Annotated in this window: 33 protein-coding genes; 1 reads left to right on the forward strand and 32 read right to left on the reverse strand. The window is 70.0% G+C overall.

From position 1 onward, the window contains the following. Position 1: 1 nt before the first annotated feature. The 8 genes from C1729_RS01460 to C1729_RS01495 form a co-directional block, all read right to left on the reverse strand. Positions 2 to 877, reverse strand: coding sequence for a M23 family metallopeptidase (locus tag C1729_RS01460; RefSeq protein ID WP_165375386.1), 876 nt, complete (start codon positions 875 to 877; stop codon positions 2 to 4). 71 nt (positions 878 to 948) lie between these two features. Further along, positions 949 to 1,305, reverse strand: a complete 357-nt coding sequence (locus C1729_RS01465) for a hypothetical protein (RefSeq protein ID WP_102508076.1) — start codon at positions 1,303 to 1,305, stop codon at positions 949 to 951. Between the two features lie 13 nt (positions 1,306 to 1,318). Next, positions 1,319 to 1,882, reverse strand: a complete 564-nt coding sequence (locus tag C1729_RS01470) for a hypothetical protein (RefSeq protein ID WP_102508078.1) — start codon at positions 1,880 to 1,882, stop codon at positions 1,319 to 1,321. A gap of 1 nt (position 1,883) precedes the next feature. After that, positions 1,884 to 2,120: a hypothetical protein gene (locus C1729_RS01475; RefSeq protein ID WP_102508079.1), complete on the reverse strand. Its 237-nt coding sequence runs from the start codon at positions 2,118 to 2,120 to the stop codon at positions 1,884 to 1,886. An 11-nt stretch (positions 2,121 to 2,131) separates the two neighbouring features. Then, complete coding sequence (locus tag C1729_RS01480) at positions 2,132 to 2,914, reverse strand: hypothetical protein (RefSeq protein ID WP_102508081.1); 783 nt, start codon at positions 2,912 to 2,914, stop codon at positions 2,132 to 2,134. Further along, a complete protein-coding gene (locus tag C1729_RS01485; RefSeq protein WP_102508083.1) occupies positions 2,914 to 4,062 on the reverse strand; it encodes a DUF5047 domain-containing protein in 1,149 nt (382 codons plus the stop codon). Before C1729_RS01485 ends, C1729_RS01480 begins: the two co-directional genes overlap by 1 nt. After that, entirely contained in the window at positions 4,059 to 4,865 is an 807-nt protein-coding gene (locus tag C1729_RS01490; RefSeq protein ID WP_102508084.1) for a hypothetical protein, read from the reverse strand. The genes C1729_RS01485 and C1729_RS01490 overlap by 4 nt, the downstream gene beginning before the upstream one ends. 1 nt (position 4,866) lies before the next feature. After that, the gene (locus tag C1729_RS01495) at positions 4,867 to 9,102 is read right to left on the reverse strand and encodes a tape measure protein (RefSeq protein ID WP_102508086.1); all 4,236 of its coding nucleotides are present in this window, start codon (positions 9,100 to 9,102) and stop codon (positions 4,867 to 4,869) included. A gap of 40 nt (positions 9,103 to 9,142) precedes the next feature. Here C1729_RS01495 and C1729_RS01500 point away from each other — a divergent pair, with 40 nt between their 5' ends. Next, positions 9,143 to 9,460, forward strand: coding sequence for a hypothetical protein (locus C1729_RS01500; RefSeq protein WP_102508088.1), 318 nt, complete (start codon positions 9,143 to 9,145; stop codon positions 9,458 to 9,460). Here the strand turns inward: C1729_RS01500 and C1729_RS01505 are convergent. The 24 genes from C1729_RS01505 to C1729_RS01610 form a co-directional block, all read right to left on the reverse strand. Next, positions 9,412 to 9,633, reverse strand: coding sequence for a hypothetical protein (locus C1729_RS01505; RefSeq protein ID WP_129590629.1), 222 nt, complete (start codon positions 9,631 to 9,633; stop codon positions 9,412 to 9,414). The genes C1729_RS01500 and C1729_RS01505 overlap by 49 nt on opposite strands. Positions 9,634 to 9,746: 113 nt before the next feature. After that, positions 9,747 to 10,472 carry a hypothetical protein gene (locus C1729_RS01510; RefSeq protein WP_102508092.1) on the reverse strand — a complete coding sequence of 242 codons (726 nt, stop codon included), beginning with the start codon at positions 10,470 to 10,472 and terminating at the stop codon, positions 9,747 to 9,749. A 15-nt stretch (positions 10,473 to 10,487) separates the two neighbouring features. Continuing rightward, on the reverse strand, positions 10,488 to 10,757 hold the full coding sequence (locus C1729_RS01515) for a hypothetical protein (RefSeq protein WP_102508094.1): 270 nt from the start codon (positions 10,755 to 10,757) through the stop codon (positions 10,488 to 10,490). Between the two features lie 105 nt (positions 10,758 to 10,862). Then, complete coding sequence (locus tag C1729_RS01520) at positions 10,863 to 11,384, reverse strand: phage tail tube protein (protein ID WP_102508096.1); 522 nt, start codon at positions 11,382 to 11,384, stop codon at positions 10,863 to 10,865. Next, the gene (locus tag C1729_RS01525) at positions 11,381 to 11,575 is read right to left on the reverse strand and encodes a hypothetical protein (protein ID WP_102508097.1); all 195 of its coding nucleotides are present in this window, start codon (positions 11,573 to 11,575) and stop codon (positions 11,381 to 11,383) included. The genes C1729_RS01520 and C1729_RS01525 overlap by 4 nt, the downstream gene beginning before the upstream one ends. Positions 11,576 to 11,643: 68 nt before the next feature. Further along, complete coding sequence (locus C1729_RS01530) at positions 11,644 to 12,060, reverse strand: hypothetical protein (protein ID WP_129590630.1); 417 nt, start codon at positions 12,058 to 12,060, stop codon at positions 11,644 to 11,646. Next, positions 12,060 to 12,455, reverse strand: a complete 396-nt coding sequence (locus tag C1729_RS01535; protein WP_102508100.1) for a hypothetical protein — start codon at positions 12,453 to 12,455, stop codon at positions 12,060 to 12,062. Before C1729_RS01535 ends, C1729_RS01530 begins: the two co-directional genes overlap by 1 nt. Next, a complete protein-coding gene (locus C1729_RS01540) occupies positions 12,452 to 12,841 on the reverse strand; it encodes a DUF6093 family protein (protein ID WP_102508102.1) in 390 nt (129 codons plus the stop codon). The genes C1729_RS01535 and C1729_RS01540 overlap by 4 nt, the downstream gene beginning before the upstream one ends. After that, complete coding sequence (locus tag C1729_RS01545; protein WP_102508104.1) at positions 12,834 to 13,238, reverse strand: hypothetical protein; 405 nt, start codon at positions 13,236 to 13,238, stop codon at positions 12,834 to 12,836. Before C1729_RS01545 ends, C1729_RS01540 begins: the two co-directional genes overlap by 8 nt. A 14-nt stretch (positions 13,239 to 13,252) precedes the next feature. Then, positions 13,253 to 13,549 (reverse strand): hypothetical protein, encoded by a 297-nt coding sequence (locus tag C1729_RS01550; RefSeq protein ID WP_102508106.1) that lies wholly within the window; start codon positions 13,547 to 13,549, stop codon positions 13,253 to 13,255. Between the two features lie 62 nt (positions 13,550 to 13,611). Continuing rightward, on the reverse strand, positions 13,612 to 14,631 hold the full coding sequence (locus tag C1729_RS01555; RefSeq protein ID WP_102508108.1) for a major capsid protein: 1,020 nt from the start codon (positions 14,629 to 14,631) through the stop codon (positions 13,612 to 13,614). A gap of 11 nt (positions 14,632 to 14,642) precedes the next feature. Next, positions 14,643 to 15,029 (reverse strand): head decoration protein, encoded by a 387-nt coding sequence (locus tag C1729_RS01560; protein WP_207204551.1) that lies wholly within the window; start codon positions 15,027 to 15,029, stop codon positions 14,643 to 14,645. Positions 15,030 to 15,062: 33 nt separating this feature from the next. Continuing rightward, positions 15,063 to 15,743 carry a hypothetical protein gene (locus C1729_RS01565; RefSeq protein WP_102508109.1) on the reverse strand — a complete coding sequence of 227 codons (681 nt, stop codon included), beginning with the start codon at positions 15,741 to 15,743 and terminating at the stop codon, positions 15,063 to 15,065. A 57-nt stretch (positions 15,744 to 15,800) separates the two neighbouring features. Further along, positions 15,801 to 16,811, reverse strand: coding sequence for a hypothetical protein (locus tag C1729_RS01570; protein WP_102508111.1), 1,011 nt, complete (start codon positions 16,809 to 16,811; stop codon positions 15,801 to 15,803). Continuing rightward, positions 16,808 to 16,963 carry a hypothetical protein gene (locus tag C1729_RS14450; protein WP_165375387.1) on the reverse strand — a complete coding sequence of 52 codons (156 nt, stop codon included), beginning with the start codon at positions 16,961 to 16,963 and terminating at the stop codon, positions 16,808 to 16,810. Before C1729_RS14450 ends, C1729_RS01570 begins: the two co-directional genes overlap by 4 nt. A gap of 2 nt (positions 16,964 to 16,965) precedes the next feature. Further along, positions 16,966 to 18,381: a phage portal protein gene (locus tag C1729_RS01575; protein ID WP_102508113.1), complete on the reverse strand. Its 1,416-nt coding sequence runs from the start codon at positions 18,379 to 18,381 to the stop codon at positions 16,966 to 16,968. 13 nt (positions 18,382 to 18,394) lie between these two features. Further along, complete coding sequence (locus C1729_RS01580) at positions 18,395 to 20,056, reverse strand: large terminase (protein ID WP_102508115.1); 1,662 nt, start codon at positions 20,054 to 20,056, stop codon at positions 18,395 to 18,397. Then, a complete protein-coding gene (locus C1729_RS01585; protein ID WP_129590631.1) occupies positions 20,056 to 20,667 on the reverse strand; it encodes a hypothetical protein in 612 nt (203 codons plus the stop codon). The genes C1729_RS01580 and C1729_RS01585 overlap by 1 nt, the downstream gene beginning before the upstream one ends. A gap of 496 nt (positions 20,668 to 21,163) precedes the next feature. Next, complete coding sequence (locus C1729_RS01590) at positions 21,164 to 21,520, reverse strand: hypothetical protein (protein WP_102508119.1); 357 nt, start codon at positions 21,518 to 21,520, stop codon at positions 21,164 to 21,166. Further along, positions 21,517 to 21,708 (reverse strand): hypothetical protein, encoded by a 192-nt coding sequence (locus C1729_RS14240; protein WP_129590632.1) that lies wholly within the window; start codon positions 21,706 to 21,708, stop codon positions 21,517 to 21,519. The genes C1729_RS01590 and C1729_RS14240 overlap by 4 nt, the downstream gene beginning before the upstream one ends. Continuing rightward, a complete protein-coding gene (locus C1729_RS01595) occupies positions 21,701 to 21,988 on the reverse strand; it encodes a hypothetical protein (protein WP_102508121.1) in 288 nt (95 codons plus the stop codon). Before C1729_RS01595 ends, C1729_RS14240 begins: the two co-directional genes overlap by 8 nt. Further along, positions 21,981 to 22,211, reverse strand: a complete 231-nt coding sequence (locus C1729_RS01600) for a hypothetical protein (RefSeq protein ID WP_102508123.1) — start codon at positions 22,209 to 22,211, stop codon at positions 21,981 to 21,983. Before C1729_RS01600 ends, C1729_RS01595 begins: the two co-directional genes overlap by 8 nt. Next, positions 22,208 to 22,558, reverse strand: coding sequence for a hypothetical protein (locus C1729_RS01605; RefSeq protein ID WP_102508125.1), 351 nt, complete (start codon positions 22,556 to 22,558; stop codon positions 22,208 to 22,210). The genes C1729_RS01600 and C1729_RS01605 overlap by 4 nt, the downstream gene beginning before the upstream one ends. After that, complete coding sequence (locus C1729_RS01610; protein WP_102508126.1) at positions 22,555 to 23,370, reverse strand: hypothetical protein; 816 nt, start codon at positions 23,368 to 23,370, stop codon at positions 22,555 to 22,557. Before C1729_RS01610 ends, C1729_RS01605 begins: the two co-directional genes overlap by 4 nt. Between the last annotated feature and the right edge of the window lie 30 nt (positions 23,371 to 23,400).

Raw genomic sequence — 23,400 nt, forward strand, 5'->3', positions numbered from 1 at the left:
CTCAGGCGGGGATGTGGTCGACGGTGGTGGTGAGGTGCACGAGGCGGATGCCCTTGTCGAGGGCGAGCGCCTGGATGCGGACGCGGCGCTCACGGCGGCCGACGATCTTGGCGAGCTCGAACGGTGCGACGATCTGGCCGAACGTGCTGCCGCCGGTGCCGATGATCTCGACGATGCTGCCGCGGTGGACGATCTTGGCGTTCTTGCCGTCGGGGTCGGATTCGACGACGATGGCGCGGACTTGCACCTCGCGGCCGCGGGGGACGCCGGTGAGGGTGAGGTCGGCGACGAGCGTGCCGCGGCCCACGGTCGTGCACGCGGAGACGTGGCCCTTGTCGTTGACGGGCAGGGTCTTCCACGCGAGCGGGAGCGCGAGAGCCTTCGTGCGGGTGTGGGTCGTGCGACGCATGGCGTCCTCCGGGAGGTCGGTCGGGAGCGGGATCGGGGTGCCGGGGGCGGGGTCGACGCCGAGGGTGATGCCGCGCGCTGCGAGCCACGGCTCGGGGTCGATGGCGCGGCCGCCGACGCGGATCTCGAGGTGCAGGTGCGGTCCGGTGACGAAGCCGGACGTGCCCATGAGGCCGAGGCGGTCGCCAGCGCTGACTCGCTGGCCGACGACGACGTCGCGGCGCGAGAGGTGCAGGTAGCGGGTCTCGAGCGAGCCGTCGGAGACGTAGACGCGCTGCAGCCGCCCGTAGGTGGGGCTGAGCGTCTCCGAGCGGGTCACGACGCCGTCGTGCACGGCGAGCACCGGGGTGCCCGTCGGGCCTGCGACGTCGGTGCCCTCGTGCGGACGGACCTCACCCGTGACGGGGTGCAGGCGGGCCAGGTCGTAGCGCGAGCTGATGCGGCCCGGCGCGGGGTTGGAGTAGGTCACGCGTGCCTCCTCGGGCATGGGTGAGGCCCCGAACCGACGTGCGGTGCGGGGCCTTGCGGGGGCGGGGTGGATCAGGGGACGGCGGCGACGACCTTCATGAGCACGATCGCGACGCCGAGGAGGGAGCCGAGGCCGACGACCGCTCCGATGAGGGTGGAGGCGATGACCCACGGGCTCGTGCGCGGAGCGGCGGCGGGGAGAGCCGCGAGGCGCTGGGCGTGCTCGGCGAGCTGCTCGCTGTGGGAGTTGAGGCGCGTCTCGGCGGTGCCGATGCGGGTCTCGTGTCCGTCGAGGCGGCCCGTCTGGGTCGCCAGCGCGGTGTCAACCTTCCCCTCGAGGCGGGCGAGCGTGACGGGCACGGGCTCGGCGCTCGTGTGCGCGCGCGTGCCGGGGCTGAGCGTGTCCTCGATCGCGGGGTCGTATGTCATGCGGGGTGTCCGATCAGCTCGCGGCGATGTAGGTCGCGGTGCCGCGCATGCCAGTCGTCGCGACGCTGGGCTTGACGATCTTGATGACGCCGCCGGGGGTGATGACGACCGTCGCGCTGTGGATCGTGGTGGGGCTGGGTTGGAGGGCGATGCCCGACCCGTAGGACTCCATCGCCGGGACTGCCTCGGCCGGGAGAACCGGTGCGCCACCGTTGAGGGTGACGACGTCGCCGGTGAGACCGCTCGCCCCGGAGATGTCGACGGCGACCGTCACGGTCTGTCCGACGCGGGTGTACTGGACGTCGGTGCCCTGCGCCTGGACCCAGGCAGGTCGTCGCCACAGGACCCACCAGCCTCCCTGGTCGTAGATGTAGGTGGTGGCGGTGGCCTCGACGTAGGCGACCATGCCGCGCATGCGGCGGCCCGACGGGATCGCTGCGTCGCGCGCTGCGGTCGTCGCGAAACGCATGATGGTGCGGTCCTCGACGGCCTCGGCGAGAGCCTTGAGGTCGCGGGGGATGTCCGGTGCGTCGCCCGGTGCCGGGTACGGCAGGGGCTGGATCGTCGTGGTGGCCATGTCAGGGCTCCTCAGTGGGTGGGGTATAGGGCTCGGGGTAGTCGGCGGCGATCGCCACGACGGTCTCGGGGGTGACGACGAGCGCGCGCGCGTCGGGCGGGAGGCCGAGGAGCGCGAGCAGGTCGGCGAGCGTCGGCGGTGCGGGTGCGGGCTCGTCAGTCGACGGCAGCTCGACCGGCGGGACCACCTCGGGAGGCGTCTCGTCCGGCACGGACTCGTCCGGGGGCAGATCAGACACGGCGGGCCTCCTCAGGCAGGCTCGGAGTAGGAGATGGTGATCGGCGCAGCACCAGCCAGGCGCAGTGCATCCGCGGGTGCCTGCGACCAGATGCCAATGCCACGCAGCGCCCCGGACAGCAGTGCCGTCAGCCACGACGACGGCAGGTCCCATGAGGCTGTCTCGCCCTGCACGAGTCCTCCCGGCGACCACGGGCCGTACCCTGGCGCCCAGTACGTCGACGGGCCGCTCGTGCCCGTGACAGACGTCGTCGCGTGCCCGTAGATGCGCGGCGCGCGCGGTGAGGGCACGTCGTCGTCCCAGTCACGGGTCAGGGTCAGCCGCGCGGACTCGATCGTGGCCCCGGACGGGATGACTCCGGCCAGCGGCGGATACACGACGAGGCCGCCCCACACCTGCGCGTAGGGCGGGGCACCGCCGGTGTGGCCCTGCGACATCGGGCCGACGCTCCACGACCAGGCGCTGGTCTCCGTGGCGGTGTACCAGTAGGCCATAGCCCCCCACGAGGCTGTCGGCGTCACCGCGATTGTCGTGTACCGGCGGCCCGACCCCGTGAGGTCCTTGCTCAGCTTGCCGAGGACGACCCACGACGTGCCCGCGCGGAGCACGGTGACGAAATCGCCGACGGTCGGCGTGTACGGGGTGATCCAGCGGACGCCGGTGAGCAGCGTGCCGGTGCCGATGTCGACCGTGAGCGCGAGCGCTGTCGCGTCGATCGTCGTCACGGTCCCGAGGTAGGACCCCGACTGTCGTCCGCGCGCGACTGCCGCGCGCACTCCCTGTGCGAGATCCACTAGGCCACCTGCCTCACGTCACGGGTGCGGATAGGGAACTCGGCCCCGGCGGTGAGGCCGAGGGTGTAGCCGTCGACGACGTGCGCCCGCACGGACCCGGCGGGGTCGGTCGGGTCGGTGATGACGTGGATGAGGTCGCCGGGCTCGAGCGCGGGGTTCGGCACGCTCGACGCCTCGAGGGTCTTGGCCGCGCCGACAGACTGCGCCAGGAGGCCGCGGCCCACGGCGCGCGCCTGCTCGAGCGTCGACACCGTCGGGTACGACTCGAAGCGCGGGATCATGCCGTAGCGGCCCGCGTGCGGGTCACCCCAGCGGGTCGGGCTCGTGGGGTCCTCGTCGTACACCGTCGCCTGCATCGGAGGAAAGTCTCCCGACGGGGACTCACCGCGCACCACTACAGCGTTGTACACGCCGTCACGCGAGCTCGACGACGACGCCGACACCAGCACACCACCCTCACCGGCGCGCACCGTCCACGCGGGCGTGCCGGTCGTCGAGGGCGCGTCCGCGATGACGATCCGGCCCCACGGGTCCGCGTACCAGACCGCGCCGATCGCCTCAGCGAGCGAAGTGATCGCACCCGCCCGGTCCTCCTCAAACGTGGTCGTCGGCACCCTCGCGTCACGCGACGCCGACACCACGACCTCCACGCTCGGCAACACCTCATGGATCAGGTCCGCGATGATCGAAGTCGTCGACGGACCCGACACCGTGCGCGGCGCGACGAAACGCGCGTCGATGATCCACGCCTCCCGCGAACGCCCCGTGACCTGCACCGTCCCATCGTCGAACTCCGAGCCGTCCGCTGCGTCGATGCGGAACACGCCCGCTCGCACCCACTCCACCGAGTCGTCCGTGTAGACGACGCCGTAGGACACGTGCAGCTCGGCCCCGAACGCAGCCAGCGGGTGCCCCGGAGTGTCCGGCAGCGCCACCTGGTCCGTGTACAGACCCGTCGACAGGCGCGGCGGCACCGTCAACGACATCGACCACCGACACGCAGCCGTCCCGTCCACCGTCACCGACCCATCCACCACCGGCACACCCGAGTACAGCATCTGCGTGCCCCGACGAGCCTCCACCATGATCTGCACCCGGTGAGGACCCGCCAGCGCAGGCAGGAAACGCTCCGAGACCTGCTGCATCATGCCCCCCGCACGAGGTTGAAGTAGGACGACCTGGCGGCCTTGAGGGCCGCGTAAGACGCGTAGGTCGTCGCCACGGCCGCATACGACCAGCCGATGACGCCCTGGCCGCCGCCGGCAGGGACTCCGGTGCGGGTCAGCGACAGCGTGTGCACGCGACCGGGCAGCAGGTAGTGCGGGTCACGTGGCGCGCGCGACACCTGCGAGACGTAGTACCAGCCGGGCTCGATGACGTCGTGCCCGCAGTCCTGCACGAGGATGACGCGGGTCGTCGACAGGAGAGCACGGATCGACGCCTCCACGCCCGCGTCCTCTGACGACACGACCAGCGAGTACGTCGAGGCGTTGACCCCAGCGACCGACGCGACGGCGACACCCGTGCCTCCGATGACGTCGTACACGCCACCCTGCGTCTGCGACACCGGGCCGTCCGACGCGCGCCCCGTCGTGCGCACCGTGAGGTTCGGACGCCCGGCAGCCTTGAGCCAGATGCCGTGCGGCGCGCCCTCGGTGGAGACCGTGACCATGCTCGAAAGCACAGCCGCGCCCGCCGCGGTGTAGCCGATCGCCTGATACGTGACCGACGACCCGAGCGGCTGCTCATGATCCGAGCCCGCCCAGTAGCCGCCGACCGCCGGCACACGGTCAGCCCCACGCACCGGCACGTCCGACTCACCCGCGACCAGGCGCACGATCCGCACCTCGACGACCGCCGACGACCACGCCGACCCGAGCACCTCCAGCGACACCGCCGCCGCCTCCAGCCGCCACGTCGCCGTCAGCACACCATCCGCGCCAGTCGGCATGTCAGTACCCCCTCGTCATAGCGTTCGCCGCCGAGGAGATCTCGGCACGGACCGTCTGACGAGCCACCGCACGCACGTCCTCACCCGTGATGGGGTTCCGCACGTAGATGTCAGGGATCGTCACGTACACGTCGCTGCCACCCGCGCCCACGCCAGCCGCGACGGGCACCGCCACGAGCGGGGCAGCGACCGGGCCGGGCGTCGCGTTGATCCGCTCGAGCAGGTTCGCGTTGTAACGCGCAGAGACCGCGTTCGTCACGTGCTCACCCGGCATCGTCATGATCGGGACGCTGTCCTTGCCGCGGACGCCGCCGGTGATCCAGCCGCCCGACGCATAGCCCTGCAGCACGCCGCCCGTCGTCGACTCGAGCAGCCGCCCGATCGACATGATGATGCCCTGCGTGCCCTCCGCGATCGCCGTCTGCTTCGCCAGGTCCGCCTCAACCGCGGCCGACGTCGTCCCGAACGCACTCAGGGTGCCGATGTCACCGGTGCGCCGCGACTCCGCCTCGAGAGCCGTCCACGACGACGTGATCGCCGTCCAGTCCGACGCCGACGACCCCAGCAGCGCCTCAGCCAGCGCCGTCCCGCCCTCGATGCCACCCTGCAAAACCTCCTGCAGCAGCGCGTTCGGCGCACCCTTCTGCCGCAGCGCGTCCAACTTCAAGTTGAACGTCCGAGCCTTCGTCAGCTTGTCAGCCAGGTACGCACGGATCGCGCCCGCCGTCGTGCCACCACCCGTGGTCGACTGCGAGTACCAGATGTCCCCGCGACCGTTGGAGTGCTGCACCGTCTGCGACGTCGCCGCCGACAGCGTGTCCGCAAGCTTGACCTCGCCCATCATCTGCTGCGAGATCTGGTCCCGCATGCCCTTGACGTCGGACAGGAGCGCCGTCTGCTCGCTGATCTTGGCGTTCGTCTGCTCGAGCAGCGCGTACTGCCTGGTGAGGTCCTTCTCCGCCTGCTGCGCGACGTTCCGCAACTCCGCGCTCTTCGCCTTCGACAGCGTCCCCGACCCCGCCAGCCGCAGCGCCGAATCCACCGCCGACAGACCGCCCGACAGCCCCGAGTTCACCTGATCCCGGATCGTCCCACGACGCACATCCGTCTCATGCTCAGCCCGCAGACCACGGATATCAGAACGACGCGCCTTCTCATCCGCGACGACCTTCCGCTCCGCCGCCAGCGCCTTCTCCGCAGCCTTGAGCCGCTCCTGCGCACGCTTCAGCTCGGCCTTCTGCCGATCAACCTCACGCTTCGCAGCCTGCTTCCGCGCCCGGTTCGCAGCCTTCCCGTCGATGCCCGAGTACGCGCGCTGCGCCGACGCGACATCCTTCTCCTCGCGCTTGACCGCGCGCTTCGCCGACGCCACATCAGCCTTCGCCGACGCCACACCAGCACTACCCGTACCGCCCGAGATCGACACCATGCCACCCGACGCGAACCGCAACGCGCCCGCCTGGATCAGCCCACGCATCCGGTAGATCGCACCCTGACCGCCCGCCTTCGCGACGTCCGACGCCGTGAGCACGTGCTCACCGTTCGACAGCCACGCCGGAATCGAGTCAGACGTACCCGTACCCGGACCCACCACAGAGCCGCCCGTAGCCTTCGCCGTCTGCCCAGTCCGCCCGGTGCCGCCAGCGTTCGCGCCGATGTTGATTCGGATCTGCCGACGCTGCGCCTCGTCGATGAAGTGGTCCAGCGCCGTCCGCGCCATGCCCATGTCGGCGAGCACCTTGAGCATCGGGATGTTGTCCTGCGCATCCGCGATCGCCTGCACAAACGCGTCCGTCTCGTTCTTCGCGGTCGTCGCGAGGTCGAGCCGTGCGAGTTCCTTGTCCGTCGCGTTGACGAGTTCCGCGACGAGCGGCGCGCCCGCAGGCCCCATCTGCGCGAGTTCGGCGAGCGTCTCCTCGGAGACCTTGCCCGCCAGCGTGACCATGTTCTGCTTCCACTCGCCCTGCGCCTTGACCTGCGACTCGAGCTCGGCGATGTAGTCCGACGCGGACACAGAAACGCCGTCGTAGAAGTCCTCCCACGAGTCCTTGCTCGACGCCGTCGCCTCGGCTGTCGCCTCGGCGAGAGCCCTGTTCTTCTCGACCACCGCGTCATACGCGCCACCAAGGTCGATGAACGCCGACGCCGCATCGCCATACAGGCCCGAGAACGACTCGAACGCCGCCTCGAGTTCCTTCTGCGCAGCCTCCGCCCGCTTCGCCGCCTCCTCCGCGTCAAGCGCAGCCTGCAGCGTCGACGCACCAGCCTCAGCGGTATCCGCACCTGCCGTCGCGAGAGCAGCGCTGTACTGCGGCAGGACCGCCGCGACCTGGTCGAGCGTCTTGCCATTCTTAGCGGCCTCCCGCGACAGGTAGTCCTGCGCGTCAGCGAGCGCATCAGCGTTCCCGGAAGCAACGATCTGCGCCAGCGCCGAGTCGAGCGCCTTGATGCCCTGCTCGGACTGCTTCCACGCCTTGTTGCCACCGAACATGTCGTTGCCCGACGCATTCGTGCCCCAGACCTGGTCCCAAAAGCCCTCGTCCATGTTCGCCATGACGCGGGCCAGCGCATCACCGAGGTCCTGAACCTCGGCCGCCGACGTCGTCCAGAGGTCGAACTGGGACCCCTTGCCGGCGAAGAGCGCGTTCGTCGCCGCGTCCCCGTTCGTCGCGACCCTCTCGAGCGACGCCGCGAGTACGGTCGCGTCCGTCGCGACGACGCCGAGGCTGTTCTCCCACTCGATCGCCGCGATCGCCGCCCCGATTCCAGCGATGGCGAGCGTCGCAACCCCGGCGGCCTTCGCGGTCTTTCCGAGCACGCCCGGGATCCGCGAGCCTTCCGCGCGCATCTGGCCGAGAGCGGCCTTGGTGTCGATGATGCGGGGGAGCGCGAGCAGCAGCCCGCCGGCGAGCGTCGTAGCGCCGCCCCCGGCAGCAATGAGCGCCGACCCGACGACACGCACCGGGCCAGGCAAGCCCGCGATGACGCCCTCGACGTTGCGCAGAGCGTCCGCGAGCCCGTTCGCCCAGCCGACAGCCGCACCACCGGACTCGGGGTCCACGAGTGGGGCCGCGAGCAGCGCCGAGATATCCCGGATCGCCGACCGCACGCGGTCCGTCGCACCGTCCCACGTCTCCTTCACGTTCGCCGACGCGCCCGCGAACTTCTCCGACATGCCAGCCGCGAGAGCATCCAGCGCCACATCAGCGCCCAGCGTGCCCTTCGTGATCGCAGCCTTGATCTCCGCGCCCGTCATGCCCATCTGCGAGCCGATGAGCTCGGCGGCGTTCACACCGCGCTGCCCGAACTGGATCAAGTCCTGGCCGGTGATCTTCCCGGCCGCGCTGATCTGCGCCATGACGAACGCGAGCTCGCCGAGCATCTGGCTGTTGCCGCCCGCCGCTGCCGTCGCGTCGTTGATCGCCGACAGGTACGGGATGACCTTCTTCGACTCGATGCCGAACGCGAGCATCTGCTGCTGCGCGCTGATGAACGTCTGCTTCGAGAACGGCGACGTCTTGGCGAACTTGTCGAGTTCGGCCATCTGCGCGTTGACAGCCTCAGCGCCGCCCAGCATCGTCTTGAGCGCCGCCCGCGACGACTGCTGCAGGCTGTTGTACGCCACACCCGTCTTGACCGTCGCGACCACAAGACCCGTCGTCGCCGCGCCCGCAGCCGCGAGCACACCGCCCGCCTTCTGGTACGCGTCCGTGTTGTCCTTGATCCGCTGCGCCGTCCGACCAGCCGCAGTCGCCGCCGTCTCCTGCGCCTTCGCCACCTGCTGCAGCGACACCCGATGCTTCGCCTCAGCCGCGACGGCGACCTCGGTGGCCTTCGTCAGCTTGTCGCGCTCGCCCTGCGCCTTGCGCTCAGCAGACCCGAGCTTGGACGCGGCGAGATCCGACGCCTTCTGCGCCTTGGCGAGCTCGTCCTCAGCCTTGGCCACAGAGTTGACGGTCCGACGGCTCGACGAGCGCTTCTGCTCGAGGTTCGCTTCCTTCTTAGCGAGACGATCCGCGGCCTCTGCCGCCTGCGCCTGGGCCTTGGCGAGCGACTTCTCCGAGGCCTCGACACGCTTCGCGGCCGTCGCCATCTCGGACTTCGCCTTGTCCATGACGGACTCGGTCTTGGTCGCAGCGGCCTGCATCTCCTTGAGGGAGAGCACGCCCTGCCCGAGTGCCCGACGGAACTCACCGACCTCCGCCCGGAGGCGAACCGAGATGTTGCGCTCAGCCATGAACTACCCCCGTCGGGTCGATATGCGATTGGATGTGCCCATGAGCGAGCAGAGTGAGCCCCGCCCGCGGTGGAAGACCCCGGCGTTCTGGGTTGTCGCCGCGCTGGTTGCCCTCCCCGTGGGATGTGGTATCCGCGCTGCTACTGCACCCGGCGCGTCCGAGATCGACGCATGCAAGAAGGCGGCCCGCGCCGCGTTCCCGTTCCCGGACAGCACGGAGAACGTGACGTTCAGCGAGCAGCAGGAAGCCGGCTGGTTCGTGAAGGGCACGGTCACCGTCTGGCGTGACGGCGCGAAGACGCCCGTCCGCTACTGGGAATGCTCGGGCGGCAAGATCACCTGGTCGTCGACAGCCTGATCGCCGGGCCATGTGTCGACGATCTGCAGGACGGTTCCCGGCTCAGGGTTCGGGTTGTCCTTGTGCCACTGCTGCCGGACCGCCTCGGCGTAGTTGATGCGGGGCTTGGCCTCGAGCCATGTGCCGCGCTCGTCGTCGTACACGACCGACGCGGGCAGCCCATCGGCGGTCATGCCGTCCTCGTAGATCGACAGAGCGAGGGCCATCTCCCGGTCGCGGGGGGACCAGGACCCCAGGAACTCCGTCGGGCGCGCACCCCAGGCGCGCGCCGTCCGGAGAGCGCGGATCAGTCCTGGGTCGTCCCCGAGCCGCGACGCGAGAAAGGCGCTGGGAGGCTCGGCTCGAGGTTCGTCGCCGCGTCGATCGCTTCGAGGATCTTCCCGACCTGCACCTCACCCAGCCGTGCCGGCAGGCTCTGCGCCTGGTCGAGTGTGATCGACGTTGCGATGACCTCACCGCCCACCTCGATGCGCGAGAGGGCGCGCACGATCTTCTCCGCGCCACGCGCGATGAGGGCGGCAGTCACAGCCTCCCGGTAGGCGTCAGCCTCCGCAGCGTGCTCGACGGAGAACAGTCGCTTGCGTTCCTCCCACGCCAGGTACGCCTGCGTGAATGCGCGTGCCTGCGCGTCCGTCGGGCGGGCCTGCATGAACGGCGGCTTCTCCGCGAACGTCTCGGGCTTCTCCGGGAGCGGGTGCGCCTCGTTGACCGCCCTCTCGTCGTCCGACGACAGTGCGCGCAGGAACCACACGGACTTGGATGCCTCAAGCTCGGCGACCAGCGCCTCGCCCTCAGCTTCGAGTGCAGCCAGCGGGTCCTCCTCGCCGGCCGAACGCTCGCCGACGTCCGACTGCTCGGCGCGCTCGTAGCGGCGCTGCCACTCCTCGATGCGAGCGAGCAGGTCGGGCCGCTGGTACACCTCGACGGCTGCTTCGGCGACGGTCGCGCCGCCCAGCCACGCCTCGAGGCCGATCGTCTGCGCGCCCTCGGCGCTCACGTTGATGTCAGTCACGGGTCTCTCCACGGGTCAGTTCTTCACGGGGGTGATGCGGGTGGTGCGCTCGTCGCCGTCCTCGTCACGGATGGGGATGAACACGCGGTGCTTGTAGTAGCCGGAGCCGTTCGGGTCGAGCCGCTTGCGTCCGTGCTCATCGCGCGCGATCACAAGCGCGTGCACGCCGTCGTGCGCATAGCGGATCTCGCGGATGTCGGCCGGGTCGAAGCCGATAGCGCGCAGCGGAGCGAGGTACTGCTCGCGCGTCAGGAACTCGGGCACGCCGGGGATGGTGATGCTCATGGGGAACCGCCTCCGCGGGTCTCGTCACGGGTCGGGTAGTGGTGGTCCGCGCGGCCCCGGACCCGTGAAGAACGGGGCCGCGCGGGGATCATGCGAGCCGGAAGGTCACGGCCCCGCGACGACGACCTTGTCGATCGCCGCGTCCTGGTGGAGCAGCACCTGCCGGTACTTGATGTACCCCGTGCGGTCGCCACGCTGCGGGTCGTCCGTCACGACCTCGTAGTAGCGGTACTCGTCACCCGCCGCCCACGCCTCCTTCGACTTCTTGTGCGAGTCACGCACGACGAGGTAGAGCGTGGTGCCCTTCTCCTTCGCGAGGTCCCACAGCCAGTCGTCGTCCGTGTCAGGGAGGCCCGTCGCCGGGTCCCAGAAGCGGAGGATCGACCAACCGCCACCGAAGTTCGAGAGGCCCGGCGCCTGGCCGTTGCCCTCAGCGCACAGCGGCGCCTCGTCGATCGTCTCCGAGCCCGTCGGCCCGTAGTCGAAGTCGCTCTTGAGGATCTGGCACGACGCGTCCTTCGCGCCCGCGCCCGTCAGCTCGGAGAGCAGGATCGCGTTCTTGTCGGCGGGAGCAGCGGCGAGCACCGTGACCTTGGTGTTGCCGTCCGCGAGAGTCTTGACGCTCATGCGTCCTCCTTCGGGGTGGCCGCGGACTTGCCCGCAGCCTTGGTGGTGGATGCCGCCTCAGCGGCCTTGACCTCCGCCGGACGGCGGGGAGTGCGGGTGAACACACCGGGGAAGATCCGCAGGTGCGACTCCGGCACCGGGTGCGGGACCTTCTCCCCGGTGTCCTTCCGATAGACCTCGATGCGAGCCATGGGTGCCTCCTGGGCATGACGAGCAGCCCCGGCACGCGGCGCGTGGGGGCTACAGGGGGATGGATGGGTTAGGTGGCGGGGGTGGAGTGCAGGTCGTACAGGTCGACCGAGAAAGCCGGGCTCGTGTTCGTGCCGGGAATCTTCACGTCCCGATCCACCTGCACCGTCTGACCGCCAGTGCGCTTGAGCGACGCCGACCGGCCAGCAACGCCCAGCGGCGTACGAGCGTCACCAGGCGAGAGGACCGCGCGAACAGCCGACTGCACCGCCAGCACGCCCTCCGGCGACCCCGCCACGACCGTCACACCGACGACCGCCTCGAGATCATCCACCGGACCGCACAGCGGCGGCTCCGACCCCGGATCGCCCGTGCCCGACCACAACAGCACGTAGGGGAACGTCGGCGGCTCAGGCACGCTCACGTAGTGCACCTGCCAGCCGAGCGGGGCGAGCGCGGCCTTGATCGCCTCGATGTGAGCGAGCATCACAGCCCCTCTCCGACAAGCCGAGCGAGCTCGCGCTCGAACTTTGGCACCTCGGCAGCGAGGGCAAGTGACGGGTCAGGGACAGTGCCACCACCGCGCGACGTCCCGAAGTACGCGACGTTCGCGAGATTGCCCGCGCTGCCCGGCTCAGACTCCGGCCCGATCTCCGCCTCGATGACACCGCCACCGAACGCGCCCGCGGTACGGATGTCGTAGGACACGTCACGAGCGATGCCCTTGAAGTGTCGCGACCCGGACAGTTCACGCTGCAACTGCTTCTTGATGTTCACCGCGCCACGCTCAACCACCGCACGCGCCTGCGACTCCACCGCAGACTCCGCCGCAGCAAACGCCTCAATCGCCTCAGCGAAACCCGACGACTCAAGCGACGTCATGACGGGTCCTCGACGGTGAGCCGCATCGCGGTAGCCGTCGTCTTGCCCGGCCGCCGCGAGACACGGAACTTGCGGCCGACGAGCGTCTCGTCGACGCCCGCCGACTCGACCGTGACAAGCATCCCCGGCTCCGGCGTGAACGCCGCGACAGGAAAGTGCACCTGGCGGGAGTGCACCACGTACTCGTGCCCACCCGCCTCCCGCTCGGCACCCGTCGGGACGCGAGACTCCTGCACCTTGCACTCGCCGCGGTAGACGAGCGTCAGCGTCGGCAGCCCCGTGAGCGGGTCCTTCGCGCCCGCACGCTCGACTCGAGCCGAGTCGATGAACAGCGACTCCGCTAGCGCAGCACCGACCTGCCGGGCGTACAGCATCACGTCACGCACCGGGCTGCCTCCATCTCGGCAGGCCGATGCGCAGGCTGCCCACGGACCCGCGCGGTGCGGGCGCGAGCAGCGCCCTCTCATCGCCCGTCACGTACAGCGCACCAGAGGACACCGCCGTGTCGATCGTCGCCTGGAAGTCGTCCACGCCCATCTGACGCAGCGCCCGCGGGTTCTTGATGACCCGCAGCACCATGTCCTCGACGACGCCCTTGACGAGAGCCGCCGGGAGAGTGCCCGCCGCGATACGGCGGGGGACGGACGGCACGGCCGCGAGCAGCCGTTCCTCGGCCTTGTCGATGAGCTTCTGGATCTGCGCATCGACGGTCGGGCCTTCGGGGATCGCGAGTCCGAAGCCTGCGTCCCGGATGTCGCTGGGGGTGACGCCAAGCGTGCTCATGCGCCCTCCTCAGGTCAGGCCGTGTGAGCCTCGACGGCAGCGCGGATGTCGGCCTTGGACGCGCCCTCGGGGTAGGCCGCGCCGATCTTGTCGGCGTAGGCCGCCCACGTGTCACGTGATGCGCGACCGTCCGGCACGTCGTCACCTGCGGGCTCTACGGGCTCCTCGGGGACGTCGCCGTCGAGGAGGTGCGCGCCGACCACGATGCCGTCCGGCACGTCGTCACCCGCGGACAGGTGGAAGCCGGCGGGGATGCCGTCGGCGGTGTACGGGTGCACGACCCCGACGAGGTCGTGACGGATCTTCGCCATGTTCAGCCCCTTTCTGGGCGCCCGTGGGGCGCAACGATGATGCTGCGCCCCACGGGGATCGGTCACGAGAGGACGGTCGCCTTGAAGGACAGGTCGGCGTTCGCGAGGACCGGCATGCCGATCGCGTCGGACACGACCTCCGCGATCATCGGCGGCTTCTCGTTGCGGTACACGCCCGCGACGATGCCGGGCTGCTCCGACTCCTCGATGCCCCAGCCCGCCTCGGACGAGGACAGCGTCTGCCCCCAGAACGACGCACCGAGCTGCGTGTCCTCCCACGCGTCCGGCTCGACCGGAGCCGGGAGGAGGAGAACCTCCTTCTCGGGGAGGATGAGGCCCGACGCCGAGCGGCGCGTGTAGACCTCGACCGGGGGGAGACCGGCGCCCTCGATGATCGCGTTGACGTCCGCGACCGTGGCGGGACGCGAGCCGCCGCCGACGAGCGACGTCTTGAACTCGTCGCCCTGCGCGAGGACGCGGAGCGCCTTACGCGACATGAGGATGGCACCCGGCGCGACGCCGTTCGTCGCCTCGTAGGCGTCCGACCACGTCTGCAGGTCCGCGAGACGCGAGACCGACGTCGCCGAGTCCCACAGCGCGGACGCCGTGACCGTGTGCGACGCCGACCGTCCGAAGGCGTCCGCCGCACCGATCTCGGGGATCGTCGCGACACCCGTCGACAGCACGACGCCACGGAGCCGCTCCATACGGTCAGCGACCGCGAGAACGACACGGCGCGCCGTCGAGAGGATCTGCTCGAGCAGCACGTCGTCCGACGCGTTGCGCGTGCGGAGCTGGTCGTACTCCGAGACCGGGATGTTCTGTCCGATCGCGGGGAGCTCGAGGACGGTGCGCTTGCCCGATGGCCGCTTGCCGACCGTCGGCTCTGCGTCGTAGGCGCGGAACTCCGCCTCGGGGACGAGCCCGGCCTGGCCGGCGATGAAGCGCACGACGATGTCGGGCACGACGCGGTTCGGCAGGAAGCGCGCGAGCGAACCGCGACGCTGCTCGACGGCCGAGAGGTCCTCGCGGATGTACCCGGTCAGCTCGGCCGGGGTGATGATGTCGGTCCAGAGAGCCATTGCTCCCCCTCTCAGACGTAGACGATCGTCGTGGCGGCACGCTTGGCAGCGGCCACGGGAGCGACGAAGGAGTTGGGCACCTTGGACGCGCGGACGCGGCCGTGGTCGAGCAGCGGAACGCCGAAGTCGGCAGTGCCGACGACGCGCTGGTCCGTGAGGATGAACCCGGCGAGAACGCCAGCGTCCGTCGTGGTGGCCTCGGTCTTGTCGTAGGGGACGAGAACGCCCCCGACCTTCGCGACCGGCGTGCCGGACGGGATGTAGCCGTTGGGGTAGTGCGTTCCGGCGGTGAAGGCGGAGATGTCGAGGACCTCGGTGCGCGCGTTGGCGATGCCGTGCGTGGACCCGAGCCAGGACTGGTCGCCGCCGCCGAAGGTCTCAGTCGTGAGACGGGGCATGGTGGTTTCCTTCCGTGCGGATGGGGGTGTGGGTCAGGACTTCTTCGCGTGGCGGCTGCTGTAGAGGTCGCGGCCAGCGGCCACGCTCTTCGAGTCGCCCTGCGAGCGTCGTCCCTGGCCCATGTCGGGCCACTTCTCGCTCTTCGCCGGCGCGATGCCGTCGACGAACGTCTGCACCTTGTCGGTGTCGACCTCACCGTCTGCGGTGAGGAACTTGGTGGGCTCGATGCCGTCGAGGACGGCGGCGAGCTTGTCGGCCGGGATGCGGCCGGAGTTGGCGGCGCGGAACTCGGCGGTGACGAGGCGTGCGGCGTACTCGCTGCGAACCTCGGCGCGTGCCTTCTCGGCGGCACTGGTCGTCGCCGCGTCGAGCGCCTTCTCGTCGTCGGTGAGGTGCTTCGCCTTGAGCGCGTCACGCTCAGCCTTGAGCGTCTCGTAGTCGCTCATCGTCTTCACGCGGTCCTCGTGCTTGCGCGCCTGGTGCTTCCAGTACGCGGCCTGCTGGCCCTCGGTCATGTCCTTGACGGGCGTGGCGTCGGGGAAGCCGTGCTCGTTGACCTTGGGTTCGCCGCCGTCGCCCTCGCCACCCTCGCCCTCGGCTTCCATGCGGGCGTCGCCGAACGTGAGGCGGTGGAACGCGAGCATCGCCTCGACGCCACCGGGTGCCGTGGGGTCGATCGCGTCGGTCGCGGGACGGTACAGGCTCTTGCTCATGCTGGTCTCCCTGTCGGAGGTCGGATGTGTCAGCAGCCCGTGACGGGCATGCCGTGGTCAGAGCGCGCGGAGCCGCGTGCCGAGCAGTGCGATGCGCTCACGCTGGTACGCGATCGCCTGGTCGAGTCCCGGCTCACCGGATGCGGTGCGAGCCTCGAGCGTCGGGAGCCGCGACTCGAGCGCGCGGATCTCAGCGGCGAGCATCCGGGCCGGGTCCACGGGTGTCGACGGGCGCTGCGGGCCACGCGCGCTCCGGGGCGCCGTGCTTGGCCGCGTACCGGGGTGTGTCGAACGGTGCTTCGGGTCGACGAGCGTCGGCCCGAGCTCGGTGTGCTGCACGACGGTGAACCGCACCTGCGTGAGGTCGGCTGCGCCTGTCGACCCGGCCGCGTCGTAGATCTGCGCGAGCGTCTCGTCGTCGATCTCGCGACCGGGGTCGTTCTCGCCGATGATCGGCATGGTCGTGCACTTGCACCGGTAGTGGATCGGCAGCAGCGTGTCGCGCGAGTACACCCGCCCCGACGCCGCCGCACACAGCCCGCACGTCCCCGTCGTCGACAGTTCAGGGCGGATGATGCGCCTGTAGCCCGTGACGCGCGGCGTCCCCGCGTACACGGCCCGCGACTGCCCTCGCCGTGCGAGCGCTAGGTCTGTGCGGACCATCGCGTCGACGCGGGTCTGCGCCCGCTCGACGGCCTCCCACCGGGACAGGCCTGTGGACTCGAGGTAGCGCACGTGCTCGGCGACGCGCGCGTACACCTGCTCGTAGGACTCCACACCAGCGCGCAGAGGCGTCGACAGGTCGAGCACGCCCACGCTCTTCGCGGGCGCGTCGAGCATCATCGACAGCATGCGCGTCAGGTACGCATCCGTCGTCCCTGCCGCCGCGACTGACGCTGACCGGGCAGTCGCGCCGATCTGCCGTGACAGCGCCTGCACGTCGGCAGGCACGTACCAGGACTCGACAGCCCCCACCGCGGCCACAGCGCGAGCGACCGCGGCACTTTCGACCTTGGCCTGCGCGGCCGTCTCCATGTCGACGAGCGACCGCGCACGCGCGACGCTCACGGCTGCACCGTCTCACGCAGCGCCACAGGGTCACCGGTGAACCGCAGCCCCGAGTACCCAGCGACCTCGGCCGCCTGGTTCGCCTCGACACCAGAGCGCAGCAGCACACCGAGGGTGTCCGCACGCAACTCCGCGTCAGCGGGGCTCTCCACGGTCACGCCCCCCCGGCCACAGCAGCATCGTCAGCCGCCGGAGCCGTGCTCGCAGCCGCCCCCGTCAGGAACATGTCGTCCATCCGCTCGGACTCCATGCGCGCGATCTGCTCAGGCGAGTACTGCCACACGTCACGCATGATCGTCCGCCACGGCACGCCAGACGACTTCGCCTTCACCGCAGCGTCAGCCTTCTCCGCGAGCGAGTAGCGCTCCGCCGGCCGCCAGATAATGTCGAGATCCTCGAACCGCGACCGCTCCGTGTCGCCCGTCATGAGGAACAGCGCGGCGAGCGCACGAGCGTGCGTCTCCCCGAACCGGTCCTGCCGATCCTCAATCTTGAACGTCCGCCCCTCACGAGCGAACGCCGAGCCAGCCGCCGACTGGTTCTGCCCCTCAGGGGAGAACATCGCCAGCGGCGTGAACGTCACCGCAGAGAGCTGCTGCGTGAACTTCTCCATGCCCGTCCACACAGGCGTGAGGTCGACATTCCCTGACTCCCACAGTTCGGCAGTCAGTGGCAGCATCCACAGCGCGCCGGGGTCCGCCGAGAAGACGTCGTTGTAGTCGATCTCAGCGCCGGTCTCCGGGTCCTCGGACGGGGTGTCCTTCGGGTCGATCTTGAGTGCGCGCTGACGGAACGCCTGGTACGTCGCGATCGACATGCCCTGCAGCACCATGTGGTCCAGGCGATCGAGCAGGTCCCGGTGGCGCTGGAACTCACCCACGCCCTCCTCGTTCCGGTACCGGAACACAGGCACGAGCTTCTCGCAGCCCTTGGGGAGCGCCTGTCCCTCTTCGCCGCCGAACTCGGGGTCCCAATCCCACGACGACGCGAACCGCGCGCCATTCGGTCGCTTGCGGTCCGTGAACGCGCGCCACACCCGGCCGGGCCGGTAGAGGTACGCGTAGGCGCGCTCGTCGACGTCGTGATGGAAGAACTTCGCCGCGGCGAGCACCTCGGACTGCACCACCGGGTCGTGGATCGTCACGACCTGCCGCGGGTCCTCCGACGTGTACCGCGGCTCGTCGCCGTGCATGCCGACGATCGCGTACCCATTGCCCGCAGTGAGAGCGAGACGGATCGCGTCGTCACCCTCCGAGCGCATGCCCGAGCGGACGACCATCCGCCACGCCGCCGGGTCGCCTCCCTCGCCCGTGTCGACACCGGTCGCGACACCCTGCAACCGCAGGGGGTACTTCACCGACTTCACGATCATCTCGGCGAACGTAGTGCGTGACGCCTTGAAGAACCGCTTCGCCGACTCCGGAGCGTCACGCAGCGACGACGGCACCGGGGCGTCACCCTCGTAGCGCGCGAACAGGTCACTCCCCGTCTCCTGACGGTCGTCCATCTTCCGCGACAGTCGCTGCAGCCACCAGCCGGGGCTCTGCACAGTCTTGACGTCAATGCTCACGCGTCGCCTCCTGTCACCTGATGCGTCGTGGGCGAGCGGGAACGTGCGGCTTGGCCTGGCCAGCCTTCACACCATCGAGGTACGCCTGCCACGAGAGCATGGCCGCCATCGCGGCATCGAACTTCCGGTCGGGGTGGATCTTCCCGAGGATGTACAGCGGCTTGCCCTCGTCGTCGACGATGTTCTTGAGCTTGACCTGCCCCGCCGCTGCGATGTGCCGCGCGAGCTCAGGAGCGTGCGGGTCCGACGCCGTCCAGCCGACCGCACCGGACGCGATCGCCTCCTGGTACGCGCGGATGGCGTAGGCCGCCTTCTTGTAGTGGTTCGTCCACCACTCCTCGACGAGCCCCTTGTGCCTGCCAGCCCACACGCCCATCTCGGTCACCCAGTACGGCGGGTCGCCGTACAGGCGCCACACGTTGTAGCGCGAGAAGATGTGCTCGACCGTCTGATCGACCTCAGCCTCGGGGACTTCCCACTCGTCGTCGTCGAGGTCCTTCTCCCACAGGCCAGCGATCTCCTGCGTACCTGTGAGCAGGTCCGTGATGACGAACGCCGTCGAGTCACGACGCCGAGCGCCGTCGAACCCCACCGCGACCGGCGCACCCGCAGGGATGCGCCCGCGCAGCGGCTTGTCGACGTCGCCGCCCTCGTGCTTGAGATCCGACCAGCGCTTCACGTCGAACGCCTGCTGCCCGGACTTCACCCAGCGGTTCAGCCACACCCGCTCGAGGTACGCCTTGTCCACGCCGAGCCGGTCCCACTGCGACGCGATGTCGTCGAACTGCCCCGGCCCCCACTCGCCGGCTGGGCCGGTCGCCTCAGCAACCGCCTTGATCCTCTCGGCCTTCACCTCGAGGTCGTGCCCGCCGTCATCCGTGCGGTACAGGTAGAACAGGTCCGGCCGCTCGATCTTGCCGTCACGGATCGCCTCAGCCTCAGCGTGCAGGTTCTCCGCGACCGACCCCTGCCCGAGCTCGCCCGCCGTCCCCACGTACAGCGACCACGGGTCCTCGAGCGGACGCTTCGCAAGGTTCGCAGCCATCGTCTCGTGCGCCTTGAGGTGCCGAGGCAGATGCAGACGGTGCGGCTCGTCGAACGCATTCAGTGTCGTGCGGCCACCGTCACGCGAGTCCGGCGCATTCGCCAGCGGCCACGCGCCACCGTCCGCACGCCCCCAGTCGTCGAGCCGCAGCGCTCGCTCGAGCGACACGTCGAACAGATCCGAGTCCGGGCCGTTCTCGATGACGTACTTGAGCGCCCCGTAGGCGAGCTCTTCGACCTGGTCGAGCGAGAACGCGAGCATCGGCACGTAGGGCGACATGACCGGCGCAGCCACAGGGTGCCCGTCGGCGTCGAACCCGTCGCACTTCCCAGGCCCCTCAGGGTGGATGTGCGCGTAGACGAGCAGCGCTTCCTTCTCCGTCTTAGCCAGGCCCTTGCGGACCGACAGCCCGCCACGCTTGAACCGACGACGGCCAGCCCACGGATGGCCCTGCGGGTACACCTCGAACAGCCGGTAGATGAACGCCCGGAACTCCGGGTCGATCACATACGGCTGCCCCTGCAGCGACCCCGGACCGTAGACCGCACGCTCCTCGATGAAGTCGCAGACATCACCGCCGATCGTCGGCCACGGCTCAGCATCCGCACCCGGAACGACGAGAAGCCCCATCAGCCCACCGCGTACAGGCCGCCGCGCGGGTCCTCACCCGACTTCGGCTTCGGCTTGCGAGTCTCCCGACGCCGCTCACCACGGTCCTGCGCCTCTTCCGCGCGCTCGATCTCCGCACGCAGCGACATCAGCGCCTTCGGGTTCAGCCCCAGCCGATCCGACAGCATCCGCGCCTCAGTCGCAGCCTTGAGGTCACCCTGCTCGGCGCGGATCTTCCACCGCACGTACTGAGCAACCTCACGGCCCGAGTGGGACTCCTCCCAGATCGCGGCCTGCGGCATCGCCCACAGTTCAGCCCACAGCGCGACCTCAGCGTCACGCGCCTGCTCGATCTGCAGACCCAGCGTCGCCACGAGCATCTCGTTCTTGTTCAGATCCCGACGCAGACGGCCCTTCGTCCGACCGTCTTCCGCCTCCTCGACCTCGACCTGCAGCGCAGCCACACGATCACGAGCGAGCTCGAACGCAGCCTGCTTCTCGACGTCAGGCTGCAGCGGCCACGGAGGAACCGCCGCACCCTCACGGCCATCAGCCGGCAAGACACGAAACCCAGCCTTCGGGTTGTTCTTCCGAGCGCGCACACTCGGATGCTTCGGAGCAGGACCAGCCATGATGAGACCTCCATGTCGGAGACGAAACGTCCCGACGCCATGCCGGAGATCAGGACGGAGACGTGCCCTGGCGGCTGTTGCAGCTGCGACACAGGACAGTGAGACGAGACCCGACACCACCGCGAGCGACGGCCGTCGAGTGAGCCGCCGTCAGATCCCGCGACTCATGAGACGGGCGCTCCCAACCGGGACAGACCCAGCCGTGCACCACGACCCACGCAGCCACAACCTCAGCGCGACGAGCCCTCTCCTCCGGATCCCGCGCCGCCAACGACGACGCCGACAACGGACGCCGCGCATGCTCCGCGCAGTACGTCCGACCGGACACGCGAACCTCACAGCCGAGCCGGGCACACGCCTTCGGAGCACGAGGCACCAGACACCTCCGCCCAGGGGAATGACCACCACCAGAAAGGCCCCGAACCCGTAGGCCCCAGAAAGAGCAGAACCCCGCGGTCTGGCCGGAGGGTGGGGGAGGGGGTGGGGGGCCTNCGGGTCAGGGTCGGGGGCGTCTGGCGGCGAGGTCCGTGATGTCGATGCCGCGGTCGAGGTCGGCTTGCGTGACGTGCTCGGGGTCGACGGGGCCGGGGACCCAGTAGGTGCGCGCTGTGGGCGAGGAGGTGACGGCAGCTCGTGCTCGTGCGCTTTCGGCTTGGAGCAGCGGGCACCGTTGGGTCCAGGCTCGGAAGTCGTCGAGGGTGATGCCTGCGGGGCAGAGGTGTTCGGGCGGGCCGTCGTCGAAGGAGTAGAGGGGTTCTCCGCATGTGCAGGGGTCGAGGCGTCGCCTGGTGACGTGCACGGGCGGGCCGGGGAGGAAGCCGCCTCGGGAGTAGCGGGCTGGCGTGGTGCTCACGTCGTCTCCGTCCGTGCGAGCTTGTCGGCGGCGGTGATCGCCTCAGCGTGCGTGGCGTACTCGCCGAGGCGCGCTGCGCCCAGGTACACCCACCACGGGCGGTGCTGGGCGCCGTCGCGGACGACGACGAGCCGGTCCGGGTAGTCGCGGGCGTGCCAGTGGTCGCGGAGCATGGGTCGGTCAGCCACGGCGGTCCTCCTTCGGTGTGCGGGTGTCGTGGTTGGGGCGCCCGGTGTCGGGGTCGGTGCCGCCGTAGCCCTGGCTCATGTCGGATGCGATGTCCCCGCAGGTGTGGCACCGGTAGACGGGGCAGGTGCGTCCGCTGGGCCACGTGTGGACGCCGTGGGGCTGCCAGGCGTGCTTGTGGCTGTGGTGGTAGATCAGGACGTCGCCGGGGGTGGGGTCGAAGCCGTCGATCCCTTCGCGGGTGGGCTTCACGGAGCACACGAGCGTCCACGTGTCACCCACGGTCGGCCTCCTCCTCGCGGTAGGGGTTGGGGCTCTCGTCGGGGTCGCGGTCGTCGGTGCCGTCGCCGTACCCGACTGTGTAGCCCTCGTCCCATGCGCGGGCTGCGGTCTCGCGGTCGTGCGCGGCGAGCCACCGACTGAACGCATCCGGCTCGACGGCGACGGCACCGCTGGGGCTTGCCGCCTCGCGCACCTGCTCGGTGGTGGGCGTGTAGTCGCTCATCGGGTCCCCTCCTTCTGTGCGAGGTGCTCTTCCCGCAGAGCGGTGCGCACGACGTCGGCGTGTCGGTCGAGCTCGGCCTTGTACCGGGCTGGGATGTCGGCACGGGTGAAGCGCGAGCGGTACACGAAGACGCGCCCGAGCGGGGCGCGCAGTACGATCACGCGCCGCGCCACCATGAGCGCCGACGCCTGCACGATGCGGTCTCCTGGGTGGTCCAGGACGACGGGGTGCAGCCGCTGCCACCACCGCTTGACCAGACCGTGGATGCCGAGGGCGAGTCCGTAGATCGCCGCGACGGCAACGGCTACGGCGGGCAGAGTGGCGAGGCCGAACAGGTAGTCGCTCATCGGGTTTCTCCCTTCTCGATGCGGTCGGCGCGGGCGTCGTGCCACCACTGGACGCACCGCGCTGCGAGGCGAGCGAAGTCCACGGCGTCTGCGTCGCCCTTCTGCGAGTCCAGGAAGTCGATGACCTCCTGGACCGCCTCGTCCTGCACCTGGGCGCGGGACTCACCCGGCCACTCGGCGAGCACGGCGTCAGCGAGGCTGAGCCAGTCCTTGCGCTCCTTGTCGGTGGCGTCGTCCCAGCGGTCCAGCCCGTCGGCCTCGTACAGCGCCCGCGCGATGGTCTCCCGGTCGGGTCGGGTGGGCAGGTGACGGCGGACGACGGCGAGGAGTTCTCGCGCCTGGTCTCGGAAGGTGCCCGCGTTCGGCTCCCAGGCGTAGTCGTACTCGGAGCAGGCGTCCGCGTAGAGCAGGCGAGCGACGTCCTCGGTCACGGTGTCCTCGTCCCACGCGGGCGAGACCGTGGCCGTCGAGACGGCATCGTGCAGCGCGCTGTAGTCGCTGTACTCGATGCGCCCCTCGCGGTTCATCTCGTCGAGGAGCGCGAGGGCGTCGCTGTCGTCCGCCACGGGAGCAGGACGAGCGGCGCGCTCCGTGGCGACGAGGGTGTGCAGGCGCGTCACCTCAGCACGGAGGCGACGCACCTGCTCCTCACGAGCACGGAGACGCTCACGCTGGCGGGTGATGGTGAGTTCGCTCTCGGCGGCCTCGTCGGCCACGCATCGTGCGGCAGCCTCCCGGACCCGTGCGGACGCGGCGCGCGCCTCGTCCCGCTCGGCTTCGGCGGCGTCGAGCGCGTCAAGCAGACGTCGCATTTCAGAGGGGTAGGTGTACCCTCCACCAGG

Origin of the sequence: Sanguibacter massiliensis (genome assembly GCF_900240335.1) — a bacterium.
GTDB classification, from domain to species: Bacteria; Actinomycetota; Actinomycetes; order Actinomycetales; family Cellulomonadaceae; genus Flavimobilis; species Flavimobilis massiliensis.

Bases quoted from the DNA above. Each gene is read 5' to 3' on its own strand.
- C1729_RS01535 (WP_102508100.1), bottom strand. From the start codon at position 12,455: ATGACGTCGCTTGAGTCGTCGGGTTTCGCTGAGGCGATTGAGGCGTTT.
- C1729_RS01600 (WP_102508123.1), bottom strand. From the start codon at position 22,211: ATGAGCGACTACACGCCCACCACCGAGCAGGTGCGCGAGGCGGCAAGC.
- C1729_RS01505 (WP_129590629.1), bottom strand. From the start codon at position 9,633: ATGACCGCCGATGGGCTGCCCGCGTCGGTCGTGTACGACGACGAGCGC.
- C1729_RS01605 (WP_102508125.1), bottom strand. From the start codon at position 22,558: ATGAGCGACTACCTGTTCGGCCTCGCCACTCTGCCCGCCGTAGCCGTT.
- C1729_RS01490 (WP_102508084.1), bottom strand. From the start codon at position 4,865: ATGCCGACTGGCGCGGATGGTGTGCTGACGGCGACGTGGCGGCTGGAG.
- C1729_RS01545 (WP_102508104.1), bottom strand. From the start codon at position 13,238: ATGAGCACGCTTGGCGTCACCCCCAGCGACATCCGGGACGCAGGCTTC.
- C1729_RS01550 (WP_102508106.1), bottom strand. From the start codon at position 13,549: ATGGCGAAGATCCGTCACGACCTCGTCGGGGTCGTGCACCCGTACACC.
- C1729_RS01495 (WP_102508086.1), bottom strand. From the start codon at position 9,102: ATGGCTGAGCGCAACATCTCGGTTCGCCTCCGGGCGGAGGTCGGTGAG.
- C1729_RS01560 (WP_207204551.1), bottom strand. From the start codon at position 15,029: ATGCCCCGTCTCACGACTGAGACCTTCGGCGGCGGCGACCAGTCCTGG.
- C1729_RS01585 (WP_129590631.1), bottom strand. From the start codon at position 20,667: ATGGCTGGTCCTGCTCCGAAGCATCCGAGTGTGCGCGCTCGGAAGAAC.
- C1729_RS01470 (WP_102508078.1), bottom strand. From the start codon at position 1,882: ATGGCCACCACGACGATCCAGCCCCTGCCGTACCCGGCACCGGGCGAC.
- C1729_RS01555 (WP_102508108.1), bottom strand. From the start codon at position 14,631: ATGGCTCTCTGGACCGACATCATCACCCCGGCCGAGCTGACCGGGTAC.
- C1729_RS01500 (WP_102508088.1), top strand. From the start codon at position 9,143: ATGAGCGAGCAGAGTGAGCCCCGCCCGCGGTGGAAGACCCCGGCGTTC.
- C1729_RS01485 (WP_102508083.1), bottom strand. From the start codon at position 4,062: ATGATGCAGCAGGTCTCGGAGCGTTTCCTGCCTGCGCTGGCGGGTCCT.
- C1729_RS01580 (WP_102508115.1), bottom strand. From the start codon at position 20,056: ATGGGGCTTCTCGTCGTTCCGGGTGCGGATGCTGAGCCGTGGCCGACG.
- C1729_RS01465 (WP_102508076.1), bottom strand. From the start codon at position 1,305: ATGACATACGACCCCGCGATCGAGGACACGCTCAGCCCCGGCACGCGC.
- C1729_RS01520 (WP_102508096.1), bottom strand. From the start codon at position 11,384: ATGAGCGTCAAGACTCTCGCGGACGGCAACACCAAGGTCACGGTGCTC.
- C1729_RS01515 (WP_102508094.1), bottom strand. From the start codon at position 10,757: ATGAGCATCACCATCCCCGGCGTGCCCGAGTTCCTGACGCGCGAGCAG.
- C1729_RS01565 (WP_102508109.1), bottom strand. From the start codon at position 15,743: ATGAGCAAGAGCCTGTACCGTCCCGCGACCGACGCGATCGACCCCACG.
- C1729_RS01525 (WP_102508097.1), bottom strand. From the start codon at position 11,575: ATGGCTCGCATCGAGGTCTATCGGAAGGACACCGGGGAGAAGGTCCCG.
- C1729_RS01610 (WP_102508126.1), bottom strand. From the start codon at position 23,370: ATGCGACGTCTGCTTGACGCGCTCGACGCCGCCGAAGCCGAGCGGGAC.
- C1729_RS01530 (WP_129590630.1), bottom strand. From the start codon at position 12,060: ATGCTCGCTCACATCGAGGCGATCAAGGCCGCGCTCGCCCCGCTCGGC.